The organism is Stutzerimonas azotifigens DSM 17556 (genome assembly GCF_000425625.1).
GTDB classification, from domain to species: Bacteria; Pseudomonadota; Gammaproteobacteria; order Pseudomonadales; family Pseudomonadaceae; genus Stutzerimonas; species Stutzerimonas azotifigens.
Window position 1 is genome coordinate 146,578 of record NZ_AUDU01000018.1, and the last position, 17,243, is coordinate 163,820.

General features: G+C 66.7%; 16 protein-coding genes. 7 read left to right on the plus strand and 9 right to left on the minus strand.

Annotated elements, in window-relative coordinates; genetic code table 11:
• Window positions 1-47 precede the first annotated feature (47 nt).
• Genes pilP through H610_RS0102450 form a run of 4 tightly spaced genes read right to left on the minus strand, consistent with a single transcriptional unit; the run spans window position 48 to window position 2,825 of the window.
• The gene (gene pilP, locus H610_RS0102435; RefSeq protein ID WP_028238199.1) at window positions 48-575 is read right to left on the minus strand and encodes a type 4a pilus biogenesis lipoprotein PilP; all 528 of its coding nucleotides are present in this window, start codon (window positions 573-575) and stop codon (window positions 48-50) included.
• Window positions 572-1,195, minus strand: coding sequence for a type 4a pilus biogenesis protein PilO (gene pilO, locus H610_RS0102440; protein ID WP_028238200.1), 624 nt, complete (start codon window positions 1,193-1,195; stop codon window positions 572-574). The genes pilP and pilO overlap by 4 nt, the downstream gene beginning before the upstream one ends.
• Window positions 1,192-1,761 (minus strand): PilN domain-containing protein, encoded by a 570-nt coding sequence (locus H610_RS0102445; protein ID WP_028238201.1) that lies wholly within the window; start codon window positions 1,759-1,761, stop codon window positions 1,192-1,194. The genes pilO and H610_RS0102445 overlap by 4 nt, the downstream gene beginning before the upstream one ends.
• Window positions 1,761-2,825, minus strand: a complete 1,065-nt coding sequence (locus H610_RS0102450; RefSeq protein WP_028238202.1) for a pilus assembly protein PilM — start codon at window positions 2,823-2,825, stop codon at window positions 1,761-1,763. Before H610_RS0102450 ends, H610_RS0102445 begins: the two co-directional genes overlap by 1 nt.
• A 183-nt stretch (window positions 2,826-3,008) precedes the next feature.
• On the opposite strand from H610_RS0102450, the gene H610_RS0102455 reads away from it, so the two are divergent.
• The gene (locus tag H610_RS0102455; protein ID WP_028238203.1) at window positions 3,009-5,462 is read left to right on the plus strand and encodes a penicillin-binding protein 1A; all 2,454 of its coding nucleotides are present in this window, start codon (window positions 3,009-3,011) and stop codon (window positions 5,460-5,462) included.
• 156 nt (window positions 5,463-5,618) lie between these two features.
• Here the strand turns inward: H610_RS0102455 and H610_RS0102460 are convergent, their stop codons facing one another.
• From H610_RS0102460 to rpmE, 3 genes are all read right to left on the minus strand, one after another.
• Entirely contained in the window at window positions 5,619-6,887 is a 1,269-nt protein-coding gene (locus tag H610_RS0102460; protein WP_028238204.1) for a malic enzyme-like NAD(P)-binding protein, read from the minus strand.
• Window positions 6,888-7,091: 204 nt separating this feature from the next.
• Window positions 7,092-7,874: a thermonuclease family protein gene (locus H610_RS0102465; protein WP_236614257.1), complete on the minus strand. Its 783-nt coding sequence runs from the start codon at window positions 7,872-7,874 to the stop codon at window positions 7,092-7,094.
• Between the two features lie 28 nt (window positions 7,875-7,902).
• Window positions 7,903-8,118 (minus strand): 50S ribosomal protein L31, encoded by a 216-nt coding sequence (rpmE, locus tag H610_RS0102470; RefSeq protein WP_028238206.1) that lies wholly within the window; start codon window positions 8,116-8,118, stop codon window positions 7,903-7,905.
• A 184-nt stretch (window positions 8,119-8,302) separates the two neighbouring features.
• Here rpmE and H610_RS0102475 point away from each other — a divergent pair, with 184 nt between their 5' ends.
• The 6 genes from H610_RS0102475 to H610_RS0102500 all read left to right on the plus strand — a co-directional run bounded on the left by H610_RS0102475 (window position 8,303) and on the right by H610_RS0102500 (window position 15,763).
• Window positions 8,303-10,522: a primosomal protein N' gene (locus H610_RS0102475; protein WP_028238207.1), complete on the plus strand. Its 2,220-nt coding sequence runs from the start codon at window positions 8,303-8,305 to the stop codon at window positions 10,520-10,522.
• A gap of 98 nt (window positions 10,523-10,620) precedes the next feature.
• Window positions 10,621-12,360 carry an arginine--tRNA ligase gene (argS, locus tag H610_RS0102480; protein ID WP_028238208.1) on the plus strand — a complete coding sequence of 580 codons (1,740 nt, stop codon included), beginning with the start codon at window positions 10,621-10,623 and terminating at the stop codon, window positions 12,358-12,360.
• Window positions 12,361-12,370: 10 nt separating this feature from the next.
• The gene (locus tag H610_RS0102485; RefSeq protein ID WP_028238209.1) at window positions 12,371-13,027 is read left to right on the plus strand and encodes an SPOR domain-containing protein; all 657 of its coding nucleotides are present in this window, start codon (window positions 12,371-12,373) and stop codon (window positions 13,025-13,027) included.
• 228 nt (window positions 13,028-13,255) lie between these two features.
• Window positions 13,256-13,789 (plus strand): ATP-dependent protease subunit HslV, encoded by a 534-nt coding sequence (hslV, locus tag H610_RS0102490; RefSeq protein WP_028238210.1) that lies wholly within the window; start codon window positions 13,256-13,258, stop codon window positions 13,787-13,789.
• A gap of 171 nt (window positions 13,790-13,960) precedes the next feature.
• Window positions 13,961-15,304, plus strand: coding sequence for an ATP-dependent protease ATPase subunit HslU (hslU, locus tag H610_RS0102495; RefSeq protein ID WP_028238211.1), 1,344 nt, complete (start codon window positions 13,961-13,963; stop codon window positions 15,302-15,304).
• Window positions 15,305-15,388: 84 nt separating this feature from the next.
• Entirely contained in the window at window positions 15,389-15,763 is a 375-nt protein-coding gene (locus H610_RS0102500) for a gamma-butyrobetaine hydroxylase-like domain-containing protein (RefSeq protein ID WP_028238212.1), read from the plus strand.
• Between the two features lie 168 nt (window positions 15,764-15,931).
• Here H610_RS0102500 and H610_RS0102505 read toward each other — a convergent pair whose 3' ends face one another.
• Both H610_RS0102505 and H610_RS0102510 read right to left on the minus strand, forming a co-directional pair.
• Window positions 15,932-16,417, minus strand: coding sequence for a RidA family protein (locus tag H610_RS0102505; protein ID WP_028238213.1), 486 nt, complete (start codon window positions 16,415-16,417; stop codon window positions 15,932-15,934).
• A 416-nt stretch (window positions 16,418-16,833) separates the two neighbouring features.
• Window positions 16,834-17,112, minus strand: a complete 279-nt coding sequence (locus H610_RS0102510) for a polyhydroxyalkanoic acid system family protein (protein WP_028238214.1) — start codon at window positions 17,110-17,112, stop codon at window positions 16,834-16,836.
• Window positions 17,113-17,243 lie beyond the last annotated feature (131 nt).

Consider the following 17,243-nt stretch of genomic DNA (forward strand, 5'->3'; position numbering starts at 1 on the left):
CTTCCGTTGTGCAGACCCCAAGTGTCTTTTCATAGTCGTCCTGTCCATCAGGAGCGCTCCTTCAACGACAGGCTGCGCGGGCGCTCCAGCCAGCCACCTTCGCCATCGGGCACGATTTCGATCACCTCGACGGACGCCTCGTCGATATTGACGATGCGCCCATGATTCCTGCCGACGTAGTCGCCGACCTTCACCCGATGCACGCCGCCACCGCCGTGCAGCAGCCCGAACACCGAGCCGTGGCTGGCGAGCGTGCCCACCATGGTGAAATTCTCGATGTTGAACCCCTCGAGGAACTGCCTGACCCGGGTTTCATCCGGATGGATGTCCTGCGAACCCTTCTGCCGTTGCGCCAGATCGATCTTGACCGGCGGCTGGAACGGACTGCGCATGTTCGCGGCGCTGTAGGTGAACGCTTCGTAGGGCTGGAACGACGGCAGCGGCTCGATCGTGCCCTTGGGCTTGGCCCGCACCTCGTCCATGTAGGCCTGCAGATCGGCGAATTCGGCCCCGCCCCCGCAACCGGCGGCGAGCGAAACGGCGAAAGCCAGCGTGAAGAAACGGGCGCCTTTCATTTCTGCAGCCCCTTGTCGTTGTAGCGGTAGGTTTTCGCGATGATGCTCATGCGCAGCTTGGAGTTGCTCTCCGCGCTCACCGGCTTGATCTCGAAGTCATGCAGGGTGACGATCCGCGGCAGGCTGGCCACACCGCTGACGAAGGTCGCCAGGTCGTGGTAGGTGCCGATCGCCCTGATCTCGATGGGCAGTTCGATGTAGAACTGCTGGGTGACCTCGGGCTGCAGCTTGATCTCCTCGAACTCCAGGCCGCTTCCCAGCCCGGTGCGGGTGATGTCTTCCAGCAGCCCGGGGACCTCGGTGTCGCTCGGCAACTGCCGCAGCATCGCGCCGAAGGAGGTTTCCATCTCCACCATCTGGGCCTTGTAGGCCTCCAGGTTGGCGGCCTGGAACGCCTTGGTCGAGAACTGCTGCTTCAGCGTCGCTTCCTGCGCTTCCTGCTGTTCCAGCCGGGACTGCAGGTCCTTGAGGTGGAAGTTGTATCCGAGAGCGAGGACGGCAATCAGCAGCAGGATGCAGGAGATGATCCTGACCGGCAGCGGCCACGAGCCCAGGTTGTTCAGATCCAGCTCGGCAAGGTCGATCTTGCGCAAGCTTTCCATGGAATCGGCCAGACTCATGGCTTAGCTCCTTCGGCGGCGCCCGGCTGTGTTTGCTGAACGGTCAGCTGGAAGACGTTGGCCTGATCGACCGCGCCGGACGTGACGGCTTTCACCTCGGTCAGGTTCGGCGCCTGCAGCCAGTCGGAGCCGTCCAGGTTGCGCATCAGGTTGGAGACGCGGTTGTTCGATTCCGCCGCCCCGACGATGGCGATGTTCTTCCCGGTCATCTTCAGGCCGGTGAAATACACGCCGTCGGGCAGCGTCCGGACCATCTGGTCGAACACACGCCCGATGATCGGCCGGTTGCCCTGCAGGTCCTGGATGATCTTCATGCGCTCGAGCAACTGCTGGCGGCGCTCCTTGAGCTCCTTGATCTCGGCGATGCGCGCGTCGAGCACGGCGATCTCCTTGCGCACGAACTCGTTGCGCGCGTTCTGCCGTTCGATGCTGCTCTCGAAGTACTGGTCGCCCAGAAAGATCAGCGCGGCGCCGCCGAGCAGCACGGCTCCGAGGGTCGCCAGGAAACGCTGCTTGCGCTCCTCGCGAAGCTGCTCGCGCCAGGGGAGTAGGTTTATCCGCGCCATCAGTCGAAACTCCTCATGGCCAGCCCGCAGGCAATCATCAGGGCGGGCGCGTCACTGGCCAGCGCGCCGGCATTGACCCTGTTGCTCAACGCCATGTCGGCAAAGGGGTTGGCCACCAGGGTCTGGGTACCGATCTTCTGCTGGATCAGCCGATCCAGGCCGGGGATCGAGGCGGTGCCGCCCGCCAGCAGGATGTAGTCGACATCGTTGAACTGGCCGGCGGCGAAGAAGAACTGCAGGGAACGCGACACCTGCTGCACGACCGCCTCGCGGAACGGCTGCAACACTTCGCTGTCGTAGTCATCCGGGAGGCCTCCCTGCTTCTTGGCGAGACCGGCCTCTTCCACGGACAGCCCGTACCGCCGCTGGATCTCCTCGGTCAGCTGGCGCCCTCCGAACAACTGCTCGCGCGTATAGATGGTACGACCGTTATGCAGCACACTCAGCGTGGTCATGGTGGCGCCGATGTCCACCACCGCGACCGTCAGTTCGTCATGGCCGCCGGCGAGCTGCGGGGACAGCAGGCCGTAGGCGCGCTCCAGCGCATAGGCCTCCACGTCGACGACCTTGGCGTTGAGGCCGGCAAGCGCCAGCGCCGCCTCGCGAACCTCGACATTCTCCCGGCGGCACGCCGCCAGAAGCACCTCGGCCCGCTCCGGGTTACGCGGCGAAACGCCTTGCACCTCGAAATCGAGGGCGACCTCTTCGAGCGGGTATGGAATGTATTGATCGGCTTCGATGCGCAGCTGGTTCTCCAGCTCGTCGTCGCTCAGCGAAGCGTCCATTTCGATGGTCTTGGTGATCACCGCCGAGCCCGCGACCGCCACGGCCGCCGCCTTGGTGCCGCTGCGGGCCTTGGCGACGACACGGCCAAGCGCCTGCCCGACTCCTTCCATGTCGGCGATATTCTTTTCGACGACCGCGTTCGGCGGCAGGGGCTCGACGGCATAGGCTTCGACCCGGTACCTGCTGCCCGAGCGGCTTAATTCCAGGAGCTTGACCGAAGTCGAACTGATATCGATCCCAAGCAGCGAGTTCGCTTTCTTAGTGAAGAGCCCTAGCACGATCGATTTCCTATCTGGATCCGATACTTACGGATTAATTATGTTTAACGACATTAGATAACAGTCTTGACAGAAGCGCAAAGGCCTCTCTAGCAAAAAAAGCGCCTATAATGTGATCGATTTTTCTCTTTCTGCATCTCCTGCGGCTTAATCCCCCACACCACCTGGAACCCCCCGAATCTGATGCGTTTTCTGAAGTTCATTTGCTGGTCGCTGGTCGCGATGTTCTGCGGGTTGCTGCTCGCCGTGAGCGGCGCCTTCCTCTACCTGAGCCCGACACTTCCTTCGGTCGATACGCTGCGCAACATCCAGCTGCAGATTCCGCTGCGGGTCTACAGCCAGGACGAGAAGCTCATCGCAGAATTCGGCGAAATGCGCCGCACGCCGATCCGTTATGAAGAGATTCCGGAAGATTTCATTCACGCGCTGCTCGCCGCGGAGGACGACAATTTCGCGAATCATTATGGCGTCGACGTGAAGAGCCTGATGCGCGCTGCCACCCAATTATTGAAGACGGGGCATATCCAGACCGGCGGCAGCACCATCACCATGCAGGTGGCCAAGAACTTCTTCCTGACCAACGAACGCAGCTTCTCGCGCAAGATCACCGAGATCCTGCTGGCCCTGCAGATCGAGCGCGAGCTGACCAAGGAGCAGATCCTCGAGCTCTACGTGAACAAGATCTACCTGGGCAACCGCGCCTACGGCATCGAGGCTGCCTCGCAGGTCTATTACGGCAAGCCGATCGGCGAACTGAGCCTGGCACAGCTCGCCATGATCGCCGGCCTGCCCAAGGCGCCCTCCGCCTACAACCCGCTGGCCAACGCCGAGCGGAGCAAGGAGCGCCGCGACTGGATCCTCGGGCGCATGCTGCGGCTCGGCCATATCGACCAGGCCCGCTACCAGGCGGCCCTGGCCGAGCCGGTCAACGCCCGCTACCACGTCGCCAGCCCCGAGCTGCATGCGCCCTACATCGCCGAAATGGCACGCGCCGAACTGGTCGGCCGGTACGGCAGCGAGGCCTACACCGAGGGCTTCCGGGTCTACACCACCGTCTCCAGCGAACGCCAGGAGGCGGCCAACCGGGCGCTCGACCTCGGCCTGATCGAATACGACCAGCGCCACGGCTACCGCGGCCCGGAGGCGCGCCTGCCGGACCGCTCGCGAGAGGAGTGGCTGGCCGAACTGGCCAAGCACCGGCCGATATCGGGCATGGCGCCGGCGATCGTCACCCAGGTGGAGAAGAGCGGCGTCATGGTCTTGACCCGCGACGGCAGGGAGCATCCGGTCACCTGGGAAAGCATGCGCTGGGCACGCCCGCAGCTGAACGTCAACAGCCTCGGCCCCAGGCCGCAGGGCCCGGCCGACGTGGCGAAGGTGGGCGACCTGGTGCGCATCCGCTGGGTCGAGGACAGCGCCCTCTTCACCCAGATCCCGGCCGCCCAGAGCGCCCTGGTTTCGCTGGACCCGCAAGACGGCTCCATCGAGGCGCTGATCGGCGGTTTCTCATTCGAGCAGAGCAACTACAACCGTGCGATCCAGGCCAAGCGCCAGCCGGGCTCGAGCTTCAAGCCCTTCATCTACAGCGCCGCGCTGGACGCCGGCTTCACCGCCGCCACCATGGTCAACGACGCCCCCATCGTCTTCGTCGACGACCTGGAGCGGGTCTGGCGCCCGAAGAACGACAACAATACCTTCCTCGGTCCCATCCGCCTGCGCGAGGCGCTGTACAAGTCGCGCAACCTGGTATCGATCCGCCTGCTGCAGGCGATCGGCATCGATTACACCCTCGACTACATCACCCGCTTCGGCTTCAGCCGCCAGGACCTGCCGCGCAACCTGTCGCTCGCGCTCGGTACCGCGACCCTTTCGCCGATGGAAATCGCCACCGGCTGGACCGCCTTCGCCAACGGCGGCCACAAGGTCATGCCCTACCTGATCGAGCGCATCGAAGACCGTGACGGCAAGGTGCTGTACCAGGCCAACCCGCCTCGCGTTCTGAGCGCCGATGCCAAGGCCGAGGCCGAGGCCGGGGAAGCCGCGCCGGAACGACCGCTGCAGGCCGCCGAAACGCAGGCGCCAGGCACCACGGAGGCCGAGGGCACGCCGGCGCCGGCCGAGCCGGTGGCCGCCGACCGCATTCTCGACGAGCGCACTGCCTTCATCATGACCAGCATGCTGCAGGACGTGATCCGCCGCGGCACGGGGCGTCGCGCACTGGCGCTGGAGCGCAACGACCTGGCGGGCAAGACCGGCACCACCAACGACTCCTTCGACAGCTGGTTCTCCGGCTACAACGCCGACCTGGTCACCACCGTCTGGGCGGGTTTCGATCAGCCGCAAAGCCTGGGCAGGCACGAGTACGGCGGCACCGTGGCACTGCCGATCTGGATGACGTACATGGGAGCCGTGCTGAAGGGCCAACCCGAACACCTGCCGGCCGAGCCGGACGGGCTGATCACCATCCGCATCGACCCGGTCAGCGGCCGGGCGGCCTCGCCGGGCACCCCGAACGCCTACTTCGAGCTGTTCAAGAGCGAGGACACGCCGCCGCCGATGAGCGAGCTCGACTCGGACTACCAGGCCCCGGGCAGCCCGCTGCCGGCACCGGAAAGCGCCCCGCTCGACCTGTTCTGATGCCCGCCCCCTGCCCGGACACCGGTGCAGGGGCGCGCCTCTTTCCACCCGCATCGCCCCGCGCCGCGGCAGGCTAGCGCTGGCGTGCTTGTGCGGCGCAAAAGAAAACGCCCCGACGTATCGGGGCGTTTCTCCTGGTCACTCGACGGTGCGGGCTCAGCCCTTGAACACGTCGTCCACCGACTTCAGCGGATAGTTCGCCGGGTAGGGCTGGGTCGCCACACCGGTCTCGATCGCGGCTTTCGCCACGGCATCGGAAACCAGGGTCAGCAGACGCGGATCCATCGGCTTCGGAATGATGTACTCGCGGCCGAATTCCAGCTTGATGCCGCCGTAGGCGTCGCAGATTTCCTGGGGCACCGGCATCTTGGCCAGGTCGCGCAGCGCTTCGGCGGCAGCGATCTTCATCTCCTCGTTGATGCGGGTGGCCCGCACGTCGAGCGCCCCGCGGAAGATGAAGGGGAAGCCCAGCACGTTGTTGACCTGGTTGGGGTAGTCGGAGCGCCCGGTCGCCATGATCACGTCATCGCGGGTCGCGTGCGCGACCTCCGGCTTGATTTCCGGGTCGGGGTTGGAGCAGGCGAAGACGATCGGGTTGGGCGCCATCCGCTTGAGGTCTTCCGGGCTCAGCAGGTTGGCCCCGGACAGCCCGACGAACACGTCGGCGCCTTCGAGCGCCTCGGACAGGGTGCGCTTGTCGGTCTCGTGCGCGAACACGGCCTTGTACTGGTTCAGGTCATCGCGGCCGGCGTGGACCACGCCCTTGCGGTCGATCATGAAGACGTTCTCGACCTGCGCACCCATGCTCACCAGCAGCTTCATGCAGGAGATCGCCGCGGCGCCGGCGCCCAGGCAGACGATCTTGGCTTCGGCCAGGGTCTTGCCGGCGATTTCCAGCGCGTTGAGCATGCCGGCTGCGGTCACGATGGCGGTACCGTGCTGGTCGTCATGGAACACCGGGATGTTGCACTGCTCGATCAGCGCGCGCTCGATCTCGAAGCACTCGGGCGCCTTGATGTCTTCGAGGTTGATGCCGCCGAAGGTGATGGAGATGCGCTTGACGGTGTCGATGAAGGCCTGGGGGCTCTCGGCGTCGATCTCGATGTCGAACACGTCGACCCCGGCGAAGCGCTTGAACAGCACGCCCTTGCCTTCCATCACCGGCTTGGAGGCCAGCGGGCCGAGGTTGCCCAGGCCGAGGATCGCGGTGCCGTCGGAAATCACCGCGACCAGATTGCCCTTGCCGGTGTACTGGTAGGCGAGTTCCGCGTCACGGGCGATCTCGCGTACCGGCTCGGCCACGCCGGGGCTGTAGGCCAGCGACAGGTCGCGGGCGCTGGCGGTCGGCTTGGTGAGCTCTACGCTCAGTTTTCCGGGACGGGGCTGGGCGTGGTATTCGAGCGCGGCAGTCTTGAGATCGGTCATGTTCGTTTCCGCTTGTTCTTGGGACAGACAGGCGGTCGAGCATACGCAAGATGCCCGACCCGAACAAGCGGGCCCCAAAAGCGCTGTCAAGCCCCGAAACTACGACTTTCGGCGCATGCGACACAAACTGACCACAGGTTCATTTTCAGTACCGATCTCGAACGTTTTATCCAAACCGGGTTCAGCTCGGCGGTGATCGTCGCGTCACTGGCGCACCGGCTGCAGCATGGCCGGGGCGCTCAGTCGCATCATCCAGCGCGCCCGACCGTCGCGCCGACGGCGCTCGCTGACCCAGCCCCGGGCCTCGATCCGCCGCCCCTCCAGGGCCTGCAGCCGGCGCAGATCGAAGCCCTTGGCGTCCGGGGGCACTTGCAGCACTACCGGGCCGTCGAGCTCCAGCCAGATGCCACCACGGTTGCGCTCGACCTGGCGGACGTGCCCGCGCAGCACGGCGAAACCGCCACGCGACAGCGCCCGCGCCTCGATCACCGGCGATCTCCGCCAGAGGCCCTTGCCGGCGGATCGGGCGCTCTGCTCGGCTGCCCGATGGCAGTCGACCAGCCGGGTATTCGGCGCGACTGCGACAAAATAGCCCAGCCCTTCGGCCAGCAGGACGGCTTCGAGATTGTTGCCGCCGGCGTCATAGGCATGGGCGAGCGTGCGGCCGTAGCGATCCTTGGCCTCGCGCCCGGAAACCAGGCCGACACGACCGCCGTTGGCCTGCACCAGCGCATCGAGACGCCGCCGAGCGGCTTCGGCGAAGGGCTCGGTGGGCTTGCCCTTGCGCCCGAGCTCGGGCGTGTTCACGCCGATCAGCCGGACGCTGCGCCCGTCGGCCAGCCGCAGCGTATCGCCGTCGACCACCGACGCGACCGGCAGCTGGCGCGGCGGCTTGACGACCGGGCAGAAGGCGAAGGCCTGGGCGCCGCTCAGCAGCGCAATAAAAAAGGCGCCCACCAGGGACGCCTTCTTCAGGTAGCCGGACAACCTCTCGGGTTTCCTGCCGGGTGGCCGCTTACTGCTTGCCACCGAACACGCCGAAGCGCTGCTTGAAGCGGTCGATACGGCCGCCGGTGTCGAGCACCTTCTGCTTGCCGGTGTAGAACGGGTGGCATTCGGAGCACACGTCCAGGGAGATGTTCTTGGCCAGTGTGGAGCGCGTCTTGATGACGTTGCCGCAGCTGCAGGTGGCTTCGATTTGTTCGTACGTCGGATGCGTATCGGCTTTCATGATGAATCCTCATGTCTGGCGTGCCGCCACACGACCCTATGTCGAGCACCGCACGGTCAAGGGCGCGAACTATACCAAAGCGTGGTCCCGATGCAAGTCGGCGACGGCAACGGCGACGACCGGCCAGGGCGACCGCAGCCGGCACGGCTGCTAACATCGCCGCTCGCCCATCAGGATCGACCGCGTGCCCTCTCCGATTCTCCGTCTCGCCCTGCCCTCGCCGCTGCGCCGGCTGTTCGACTACCGCGCGCCCATGGGCGTGCCGCCGTCGGCCCTGCGCCCCGGGGTGCGCCTGCGCGTCCCCTTCGGCCGGCGCGAACTGGTCGGGGTGCTGGTCGAGCTGGCCGAGACCACCGATGTGCCGGAGAACAAGCTCAAGCCGGCGCTGGAACTGCTCGACGTCGAGCCGGTGCTGCCCGGCGAGGTGCTCGCGCTCTGCCAGTGGACCGCGCAGTACTACCAGCACAGCCTCGGCGACACCCTGAGCTGGGCGCTGCCGACCCTGCTGCGCCAGGGCGAACCGGCCGAAGCCCGGCAGGAGCGCTACTGGCACGCCGCGCCCGACGCCCGCCTCGACGATCCCCGGCTGGCGCGCGCGCCCCGCCAGCGCGAGGCCCTGCGGGCCCTGGCGCAGCATCCGCACGGCGTGCACCATGCCCTGCTGTCCAAGCTGCAGCTGAGCAAGGACAGCCTCGACCTGCTGCTGGCCAAGGGCCTGGTGACCATCGAGGTGCGCCGCAGCCAGCCCGTGCGCCATCAGGGCAGCTGGCTGCTGCAGCCGGAGCTGGTGCTGAACGACGAGCAGCGCCTGGCGGTGGAGTCGGTGCGCGCCGGCTTCGGTGGCTTCCAGGCGTTCCTGCTCGCCGGGGTCACCGGCAGCGGCAAGACCGAGGTTTACCTGCAGCTGATCCACCAGGCGCTCGAGGCCGGGCGCCAGGCGCTGGTGCTGATCCCGGAGATCAACCTCGGGCCACAGACGCTGGAGCGCTTCGCCCGGCGCTTCAACGCGCGCATCGCCCTGCTGCACTCGGGGCTCAACGACCGCGAACGGCTGGATGCCTGGCTGGCCGCGCGCGACGGCGAGGCGGACATCGTCATCGGCACCCGCTCGGCGCTGTTCACCCCACTGAAGAACCCCGGCCTGATCATCGTCGACGAGGAGCACGACGCTGCCTATAAACAGCAGGAAGGATTGCGCTATCACGCCCGCGACCTCGCCGTGGTCCGCGCACGCCAGGACAAGGTGCCGGTACTGCTCGGCTCGGCCACGCCCTCGCTGGAGAGCCTGCACAATGCCCACGCCGGCCGCTATGCGTTGCTGCGGCTGAACCGGCGCGCCGGCGGCGCCAGCGCGCCGCGCTTCCTGCGCCTGGACGTCAAGAGCCGGCCGCTGGATGCCGGCCTGTCCATGCCGTTGCAGCAGGCGATCGGCCAGACGCTCGCCGCCGGCCAGCAGGTGCTGGTGTTCCTCAACCGGCGCGGCTTCGCCCCCACCCTGCTCTGCCACGACTGCGGCTGGCTCGCCCAGTGCTCGCGCTGCGACGCGCGCATGACCCTGCACCAGCGCGCCAACGAACTGCGCTGCCACCACTGCGGCCACGTCGAGCGACCGCCGAGCAACTGCCCGAAGTGCCGGCACGTCGATCTGCGCCCGGTCGGCGCCGGCACCGAGCGCGCCGAGGAGCGTCTGGCGCTGCTCTTCCCGGACTACCCGGTGCTGCGCATCGACCGCGACAGCACCTCGCGCAAGGGGGCGATGGAGCAGCTGTTCGCCACCATCAACCGCGGCGAGCCCTGCCTGCTGGTCGGCACCCAGATGCTCGCCAAGGGCCACCACTTCCCGCGCGTGACCCTGGTCGCCGTACTCGACGCCGACGGCGGGCTGTTCTCCGCCGACTTCCGCGCCAGCGAACGCATGGCCCAGCTGATCGTGCAGGTCGCCGGGCGTGCCGGGCGCGCCGAGGAGCCGGGCAAGGTGATCATCCAGACGCACCTGGCCGACCATCCGTTGCTGGTCCAGCTGACCGAGGACGGCTACTTCGCCTTCGCCGAGCAGGCGCTGTCCGAACGCCGCGCCGCCGGCCTGCCGCCGTTCTCCCATCTCGCCCTGCTACGTGCCGAGGCGCACCGTCCCGGCCAGGCCGAGGCCTTCCTCGACGAGGCCTGCAGCCAGGCCGAACGCCTGACCGCCGAGCTGGGGTTGCCCGGCATCGAGCTGCTCGGCCCGGTGCCGGCGCCTATGGAACGGCGCGCCGGGCGCTACCGCGCGCAACTGCTGTTGCAGGGCTCCGCGCGACCGCCGCTGCAGCGCCTGCTGACGCGCTGGCTGCCGGAGGTCGAGCAACTGCCCGGCGCGCGCGCGGTACGCTGGTCGATCGACGTCGACCCGATCGACCTGTTCTAGCTGCCAGGGCCCGGCAGCGGTTGGCAAGGTTGCGGCCGGTGCGGATAATGCCCGGTTTTCACCTCACGCGGCGCCGGCCGCGGCCCGATGAGCAGACCATGAAAGACACCATTCGCCAGCTGATCCAGCACGCTCTGACCCGCCTGACCGACGAGGGCGTGCTGCCCGCCGGGCTGACGCCGGCGATCCAGGTCGAGAACACCAAGGACAAGGCGCACGGCGACTTCGCCAGCAACATCGCGCTGATGCTCGCCAAGCCGGCCGGCCTGAAGCCGCGCGACCTGGCGCAGAAGCTCATCGAGGCGCTGCCGCAGGACGAACAGGTGAGCAAGGTGGAGATCGCCGGCCCGGGCTTTCTCAATTTCTTCCAGAACAGCCAGGCGCTGGCCGAGCGCCTCGAGGCGGCGCTGGCCGACGACCGGCTCGGCGTGCGCAAGGCGGGCGCCGCCGAGCGCGTGGTGGTCGACCTGTCGTCGCCGAACCTGGCCAAGGAGATGCACGTCGGCCACCTGCGCTCGACCATCATCGGCGATGCCGTGGCGCGGGTGCTGGAGTTCCTCGGCGACGAGGTGATCCGGCAGAACCACGTCGGCGACTGGGGCACCCAGTTCGGCATGCTGCTGGCCTATCTCGAGGAGCAGCCGGCCGCCGCGGAAAGCGAGCTGAGCGACCTCGAACAGTTCTACCGCGCGGCCAAGAAGCGCTTCGACGAGTCGCCCGAGTTCGCCGACCGCGCGCGCCAGCTGGTGGTCAGGCTGCAGGCCGGCGACCCCGACTGCCTGCGCCTGTGGCACCGCTTCAACGACATCTCGCTGTCGCACTGCCAGAAGGTTTACGACCGCCTGAACGTCCGCCTCACCCCGGCCGACGTCAAGGGCGAGAGCGCCTACAACGACGAGCTCCCCGGCATCGTCTCGGCGCTGCGCGACCAGGGCCTGCTAAGCGAAAGCGAGGGCGCCCAGTGCGTGTTCCTCGACGAATTCCGCAATGCCGAAGGCAACCCGCTGCCGGTGATCGTGCAGAAGGCCGGCGGCGGCTACCTCTACGCCACCACCGACCTGGCCGCCATGCGCCATCGCAGCGAGGCGCTGCACGCCGACCGCGCGCTCTACTTCGTCGACCAGCGCCAGGCCCTGCACTTCCAGATGGCTTTCGAGGTCGCCCGCCGCGCCGGCTTCGTGCACCTGGGCATGCGCCTCGAGCACATGGGCTTCGGCACCATGAACGGCCCGGACGGCCGCCCGTTCAAGACCCGCGACGGCGGCACGGTGAAGCTCATCGACCTGCTCGACGAAGCCGAGCAGCGCGCCTATGCGCTAGTCAGGAGCAAGAACCCCGAACTGGACGAGACCGAGCTGCGCCAGATCGCCCGTGCCGTCGGCATCGGCGCGGTGAAGTACGCCGACCTGTCCAAGCACCGCACCAGCGACTACAGCTTCAACTTCGAGCAGATGCTGAGCTTCGAGGGCAACACCGCGCCCTACCTGCTCTACGCCTACACCCGCGTGGCCAGCGTGTTCCGCAAGCTGGGCCGGGGCATGGACGATGTGGAAGGCCACATCCAGCTGGAGGCCGAGCAGGAGCAGGCGCTGGCCGCCAGGCTGGCGCAGTTCGGCGAGGTGCTCAATGCCGTCGGCGAGAAGGGCGTCCCGCACCTGCTGTGCGGCTACCTGTACGATCTCGCCGGGCTGTTCTCCAGCTTCTACGAGCATTGCCCGATCCTCGCGGCCGAGCAGCAAGCGCAGAAGAACAGCCGCCTGCGCCTGGCCGCGCTGACCGGACGCACCCTGAAACAGGGCCTGGAACTGCTCGGCCTGGAAACCCTCGAGCGCATGTAACGGACGCACCATGGCGAAGAGGAAAGCGACACCCAAGCGCGGCGCGAGCCGCTACCAGGTGCCGAGCAAGAAGCCGGTGCCGGGCTGGATCTGGCTGGCCTGCGGCCTGGTGGTCGGCGCCTTTGCCGTGTTCCTGCTCAATCTCGGCCCCAGCGGCGAAGAGATCAAGCGCCCCAGCGAGCAGGCCGCCAGGCCGGCGAGCAAGCCGCAGCCGGCCAAACCGGCCGAGCAGCCGCGGCCGAAATACGACTTCTATACCCTGCTGCCGGAATCGGAAGTCATCGTGCCGCCGGATGCCCTGCCGCCGCCGCCGAGCAAGCCGGTGACGCCGGAGGAAGCGGCGAAGATCGACGCCGCCCGCGCCCAGGCCGCGCTCAACGGCGAGACCCCGCCGCCACCGCCGACCATCGCTAAGGCGCCGGCAGTCACCCAGTTCTTCCTCCAGGCCGGCTCGTTCCGCAAGCGCGAGGACGCCGACCGGGTGCGCGCGCAGATCCTGCTGCAGGGCCACGACGTGCGCGTCGAGGCCGGCACGGTGCGCGAGGAGACCTGGTACCGCGTGCTGGTCGGCCCCTACGCGGACCGCGAGCAACTGGCACAGGCGCAGAAGAAGCTCGCTGCCGGTGGCTATACGAATCTGCTGCTGCAACAGCGCAGGGGCGGATAGGCCGTCCCCGGGTGGCAGGCGGCAGGCGGCAGGCAAGAGCATCCCGCCTCTAGCCTCTAGCCTCTAGCCTCTAGCCTCTAGCCTCTAGCCTCTAGCCTCTAGCCTCTAGCCTCTAGCCTCTAGCCTCTAGCCTCTAGCCTCCGACCGCCCCCGGTTGAAATCCCTCCGCCCCTCCCCCATATCTCCCGAAACCCGGGCCGCTCGGCCCCGTAGCGTGGAGATTTCCCCTTGACCACCATCGTCTCGATTCGCCGCCACGGCAAGGTCGTCATGGGCGGCGATGGCCAGGTTTCCCTGGGCAACACCGTCATGAAGGGCAACGCCAAGAAGGTCCGACGCCTGTACCACGGCCAGGTGCTGGCCGGCTTCGCCGGCGCCACCGCCGATGCCTTCACCCTGTTCGAACGCTTCGAAGGCCAGCTGGAGAAGCACCAGGGACACCTGGTGCGCGCCGCCGTCGAACTGGCCAAGGACTGGCGCACCGACCGCACCCTGAGCCGCCTGGAGGCCATGCTGGCGGTCGCCAACAAGGACGCCTCGCTGATCATCACCGGCACCGGCGACGTGGTCGAACCCGAACACGGCCTGATCGCCATGGGCTCCGGCGGTGGCTTCGCCCAGGCCGCGGCCATGGCGCTGCTCAAGCACAACGAGGCGATGTCGGCACGCGAAGTGACCGAGACCGCGTTGAACATCGCCGGCTCGATCTGTGTCTTCACCAATCAGAACCTGACCATCGAGGAGCTGGACAGCGCGGTCTGAGAGCCCGCTCACGATCTCGCGAGCTAGCGCGATGCAAGGCAAAAACAGGTGAGGAAGCGCAGTTTACGAGTGGTAAATGAGCTTTCCGAACTTGTTTTAACGCAGCAGCGCCGACGCGCAGCAGACCGTGAGCAGGCTCTGAGCCGCCGTCCAGCCCTGGAGCATTACTACATGTCCATGACGCCCCGCGAAATCGTCCACGAACTCAACCGTCACATCATCGGCCAGGACGATGCCAAGCGCGCCGTCGCCATCGCCCTGCGCAACCGCTGGCGGCGCATGCAGCTGCCGGCCGAACTGCGTCCCGAAGTGACGCCGAAGAACATCCTGATGATCGGCCCGACCGGGGTCGGCAAGACCGAGATCGCCCGGCGCCTGGCCAAGCTGGCCAACGCGCCCTTCATCAAGGTCGAGGCGACCAAGTTCACCGAGGTCGGCTACGTCGGCCGCGACGTCGAATCGATCATCCGCGACCTGGCCGATGCCGCAGTGAAGATGCTGCGCGAGCAGGAGATGGTGCGCGTGCGCCACCGCGCCGAGGACGCCGCCGAGGAGCGCATCCTCGACGCCCTGCTGCCAACCGCGCGGCCGGTCGGTTTCTCCGACGAGCCGGTGCAGGCCAGCGACTCCAACACCCGCCAGCTGTTCCGCAAGCGCCTGCGCGAGGGGCAGCTCGACGACAAGGAGATCGATATCGAGGTCGCCGACCATCCGGCCGGGGTCGAGATCATGGCGCCGCCCGGCATGGAAGAGATGACCAGCCAGCTGCAGAACCTCTTCGCCAACATGGGCAAGGGCAAGAAGAAGACCCGCAAGCTGAAGATCAAGGACGCCCTCAAGCTAGTACGCGACGAAGAGGCCGCACGCCTGGTCAACGAGGAAGAGCTCAAGGCGCGGGCGCTGGAGGCGGTCGAGCAGAACGGCATCGTCTTCATCGACGAGATCGACAAGGTCGCAAAGCGCGGCAACACCGGCGGCGCCGACGTCTCCCGCGAAGGCGTGCAGCGCGACCTGCTGCCGCTGATCGAGGGCAGCACGGTCAACACCAAGCTTGGCATGGTCAAGACCGACCACATCCTGTTCATCGCCTCCGGCGCCTTCCACCTGTCCAAGCCCAGCGACCTGGTGCCCGAGCTGCAGGGCCGCCTGCCGATCCGCGTCGAACTCAAGGCGCTGTCACCGCAGGACTTCGAGCGCATCCTCACCGAGCCGCACGCCTCGCTGACCGAACAGTACCGCGAGCTGCTGAAGACCGAGGGCCTGCACATCGAGTTCGCCGAGGACGGCATCAAGCGCATCGCCGAGATCGCCTGGCAAGTGAACGAGAAGACCGAGAACATCGGCGCCCGCCGCCTGCATACGCTGCTCGAGCGCCTGCTGGAAGAGGTCTCGTTCAGTGCCGGCGACCTGGCCGGGGAACGCAACGGCGAGCCGATCCGCATCGACGCCGGCTACGTCAACGACCACCTCGGCGAACTGGCGCAGGACGAAGACCTGTCGCGGTATATCCTATAAATCGGCTGGAAGGCTGGAAGGCTGGACGAAAAAGCGTCCCTCGTTCAGCCTTCCAGCCTTCCAGCCTCTTTTCGGTTTTTTAACATGCGCCTTCCCACCGCCGTCAAACTGCACAAGGCCTCGCGCGTCCTGGAGCTGGAATACGGCCCCGACGAACGCTACCGGCTGGATGCCGAATTCCTCCGCGTGCATTCGCCGTCCGCCGAGGTCCAGGGCCACGGCCGGCCGGTGCTGCAGACCGGCAAGCTGAACGTGGCGCTGGAGCGCATCGAGCCGGCCGGGCAGTACGCGCTGAAGCTGACCTTCAGTGATGGCCACGACACCGGGCTCTATACCTGGGACTACCTCGAGCAGCTGGCACGCAACCAGGAGGCGATGTGGCAGCGCTACCTCGACGAGCTGGCGGCCGCCGGCAAGTCGCGCGACCCGGAGGTTTCGGCGGTCAAGCTGATGCTCTGAGGGTGTACCGCTGCGGGGCCGGCGCCCGGCAGCCTGCTCGCAGCCGAGACCGTTCCCGCAGGGTCGCTCGCTCGGCCGGCAAACCGTGGCATCTGTGTGAACGGGCAGTTGCCAAGAAGAAGCCCGCTCGGCTTGAGCGGGCTTTTTTTTGCAAGCAGAGCTTTGTCGTCAGGGTTTCTCGGGTGGGATGTAGAACGTGCCCTCGACCTCGAGAATGTCGTCCTGGTTCAGCCGCTGGACCTCAATAATGGATCGCGGAGGATAGGGCCCTTTTCCCCACAGCTCCTCTTGGATCTTGTTCGCGATAGGACGGAAACGGAACATGTCTGTCACGTAGACGGTGATACGAACGGCATTCTGCAGTGACGTGCCCTGACTCTCCACGACATGCTTCATGTTCATGTAAGCCTGTCGGATGCGGGCTTCATCACCCTCGACCAGCTTGTTGGTCTGTGCATCGATGCCTCGCATACCGGCGACGTAGAGGAAATCTCCCGCCTTCGTGGCCAGGCCCCAGGGGCCTGTTGCCGTGATGCCGCCGGGAATCGTCAAGTGCTCGACAGCCGTCGGGACCGATTCCCGCGCCTGGGCCATCGCGCCCGAGGCGGTGGCCATGACTGCGGTGACAAGCAGCGCTCTTGCCAAATGCTTCATTTCATATCCTTAAAGGGATCGATGCGGAAAGCTGCCTAAGCAATTTACGTACCGCCCCTTGGCGCAGCTTCAAAATCTCGCAAGATGAGCCGCCAGGACTCATGCTTGGAAAGAGGATTGCAAGGAACGTCGAAGCACTGCGTGCACTCAGGAAACGGCGGTAAAGATCGCCCGCATGACAAGAATGCTCTTCCTCGGTGCACTGCCCCCATTGGCAAGGCGGCCTATTGCGACGTGGCGGAGTGGGCCTGCAAAGCCAATGGGATGCAATATGTCGGGGCGGGAAAAGAGCATGCCGTACGCATTCGCCTCAGGGCGGAACGCCCACGGCCATGCTGCTCATGGTCGCAGGCAGCGCCGCGCCTTTCCCTTCTCCCTCCGGGAGAAGGTGGCCCGCAGGGCCGGATGAGGGAGAGCTAGGCCTGCAGTGCCTTGTCCAGCGAGCGCTCGATCTGCGCCTGGATGCCGGCGCTCATCGCCGACAGCAGCAGGCCGAGGGTCAGCTCGACCCGCACCCGGTCCTCGCCCACCTCGATGCGGCCATCCGCGCCGCTGCGACTAATCGCCAGCACGTCGCCCTGCCAGGCATGACTCACGGCGAAGTCGCGCTCGAGCTTCTCGGCGAGCTTTTCCGCCCGCTGCCGTGCGACCTCGCGACCGAGCGAATGGGAGCGTTCAACGACGATACGTGCCATCGGCAATCCTGCAGTCGAAAAAAGAGGGGTGCGATGATAGCACCGTGCGACCGCCGGCGGCGCCGCGCCCGGGCCTGCGACAACCTTGCGCATGGCGCTTGCCGGGCGCGTTTGGGTTTAGAATGCCGGCC

Excerpts from the sequence above, each read along its gene's own strand:
- pilP (WP_028238199.1), bottom strand. The coding sequence starts at position 575 with ATGAAAGGCGCCCGTTTCTTCACGCTGGCTTTCGCCGTTTCGCTCGCC.
- pilO (WP_028238200.1), bottom strand. The coding sequence starts at position 1,195 with ATGAGTCTGGCCGATTCCATGGAAAGCTTGCGCAAGATCGACCTTGCC.
- H610_RS0102445 (WP_028238201.1), bottom strand. The coding sequence starts at position 1,761 with ATGGCGCGGATAAACCTACTCCCCTGGCGCGAGCAGCTTCGCGAGGAG.
- H610_RS0102455 (WP_028238203.1), top strand. The coding sequence starts at position 3,009 with ATGCGTTTTCTGAAGTTCATTTGCTGGTCGCTGGTCGCGATGTTCTGC.
- H610_RS0102460 (WP_028238204.1), bottom strand. The coding sequence starts at position 6,887 with ATGACCGATCTCAAGACTGCCGCGCTCGAATACCACGCCCAGCCCCGT.
- rpmE (WP_028238206.1), bottom strand. The coding sequence starts at position 8,118 with ATGAAAGCCGATACGCATCCGACGTACGAACAAATCGAAGCCACCTGC.
- argS (WP_028238208.1), top strand. The coding sequence starts at position 10,621 with ATGAAAGACACCATTCGCCAGCTGATCCAGCACGCTCTGACCCGCCTG.
- H610_RS0102485 (WP_028238209.1), top strand. The coding sequence starts at position 12,371 with ATGGCGAAGAGGAAAGCGACACCCAAGCGCGGCGCGAGCCGCTACCAG.
- hslU (WP_028238211.1), top strand. The coding sequence starts at position 13,961 with ATGTCCATGACGCCCCGCGAAATCGTCCACGAACTCAACCGTCACATC.
- H610_RS0102500 (WP_028238212.1), top strand. The coding sequence starts at position 15,389 with ATGCGCCTTCCCACCGCCGTCAAACTGCACAAGGCCTCGCGCGTCCTG.
- H610_RS0102505 (WP_028238213.1), bottom strand. The coding sequence starts at position 16,417 with ATGAAGCATTTGGCAAGAGCGCTGCTTGTCACCGCAGTCATGGCCACC.
- H610_RS0102510 (WP_028238214.1), bottom strand. The coding sequence starts at position 17,112 with ATGGCACGTATCGTCGTTGAACGCTCCCATTCGCTCGGTCGCGAGGTC.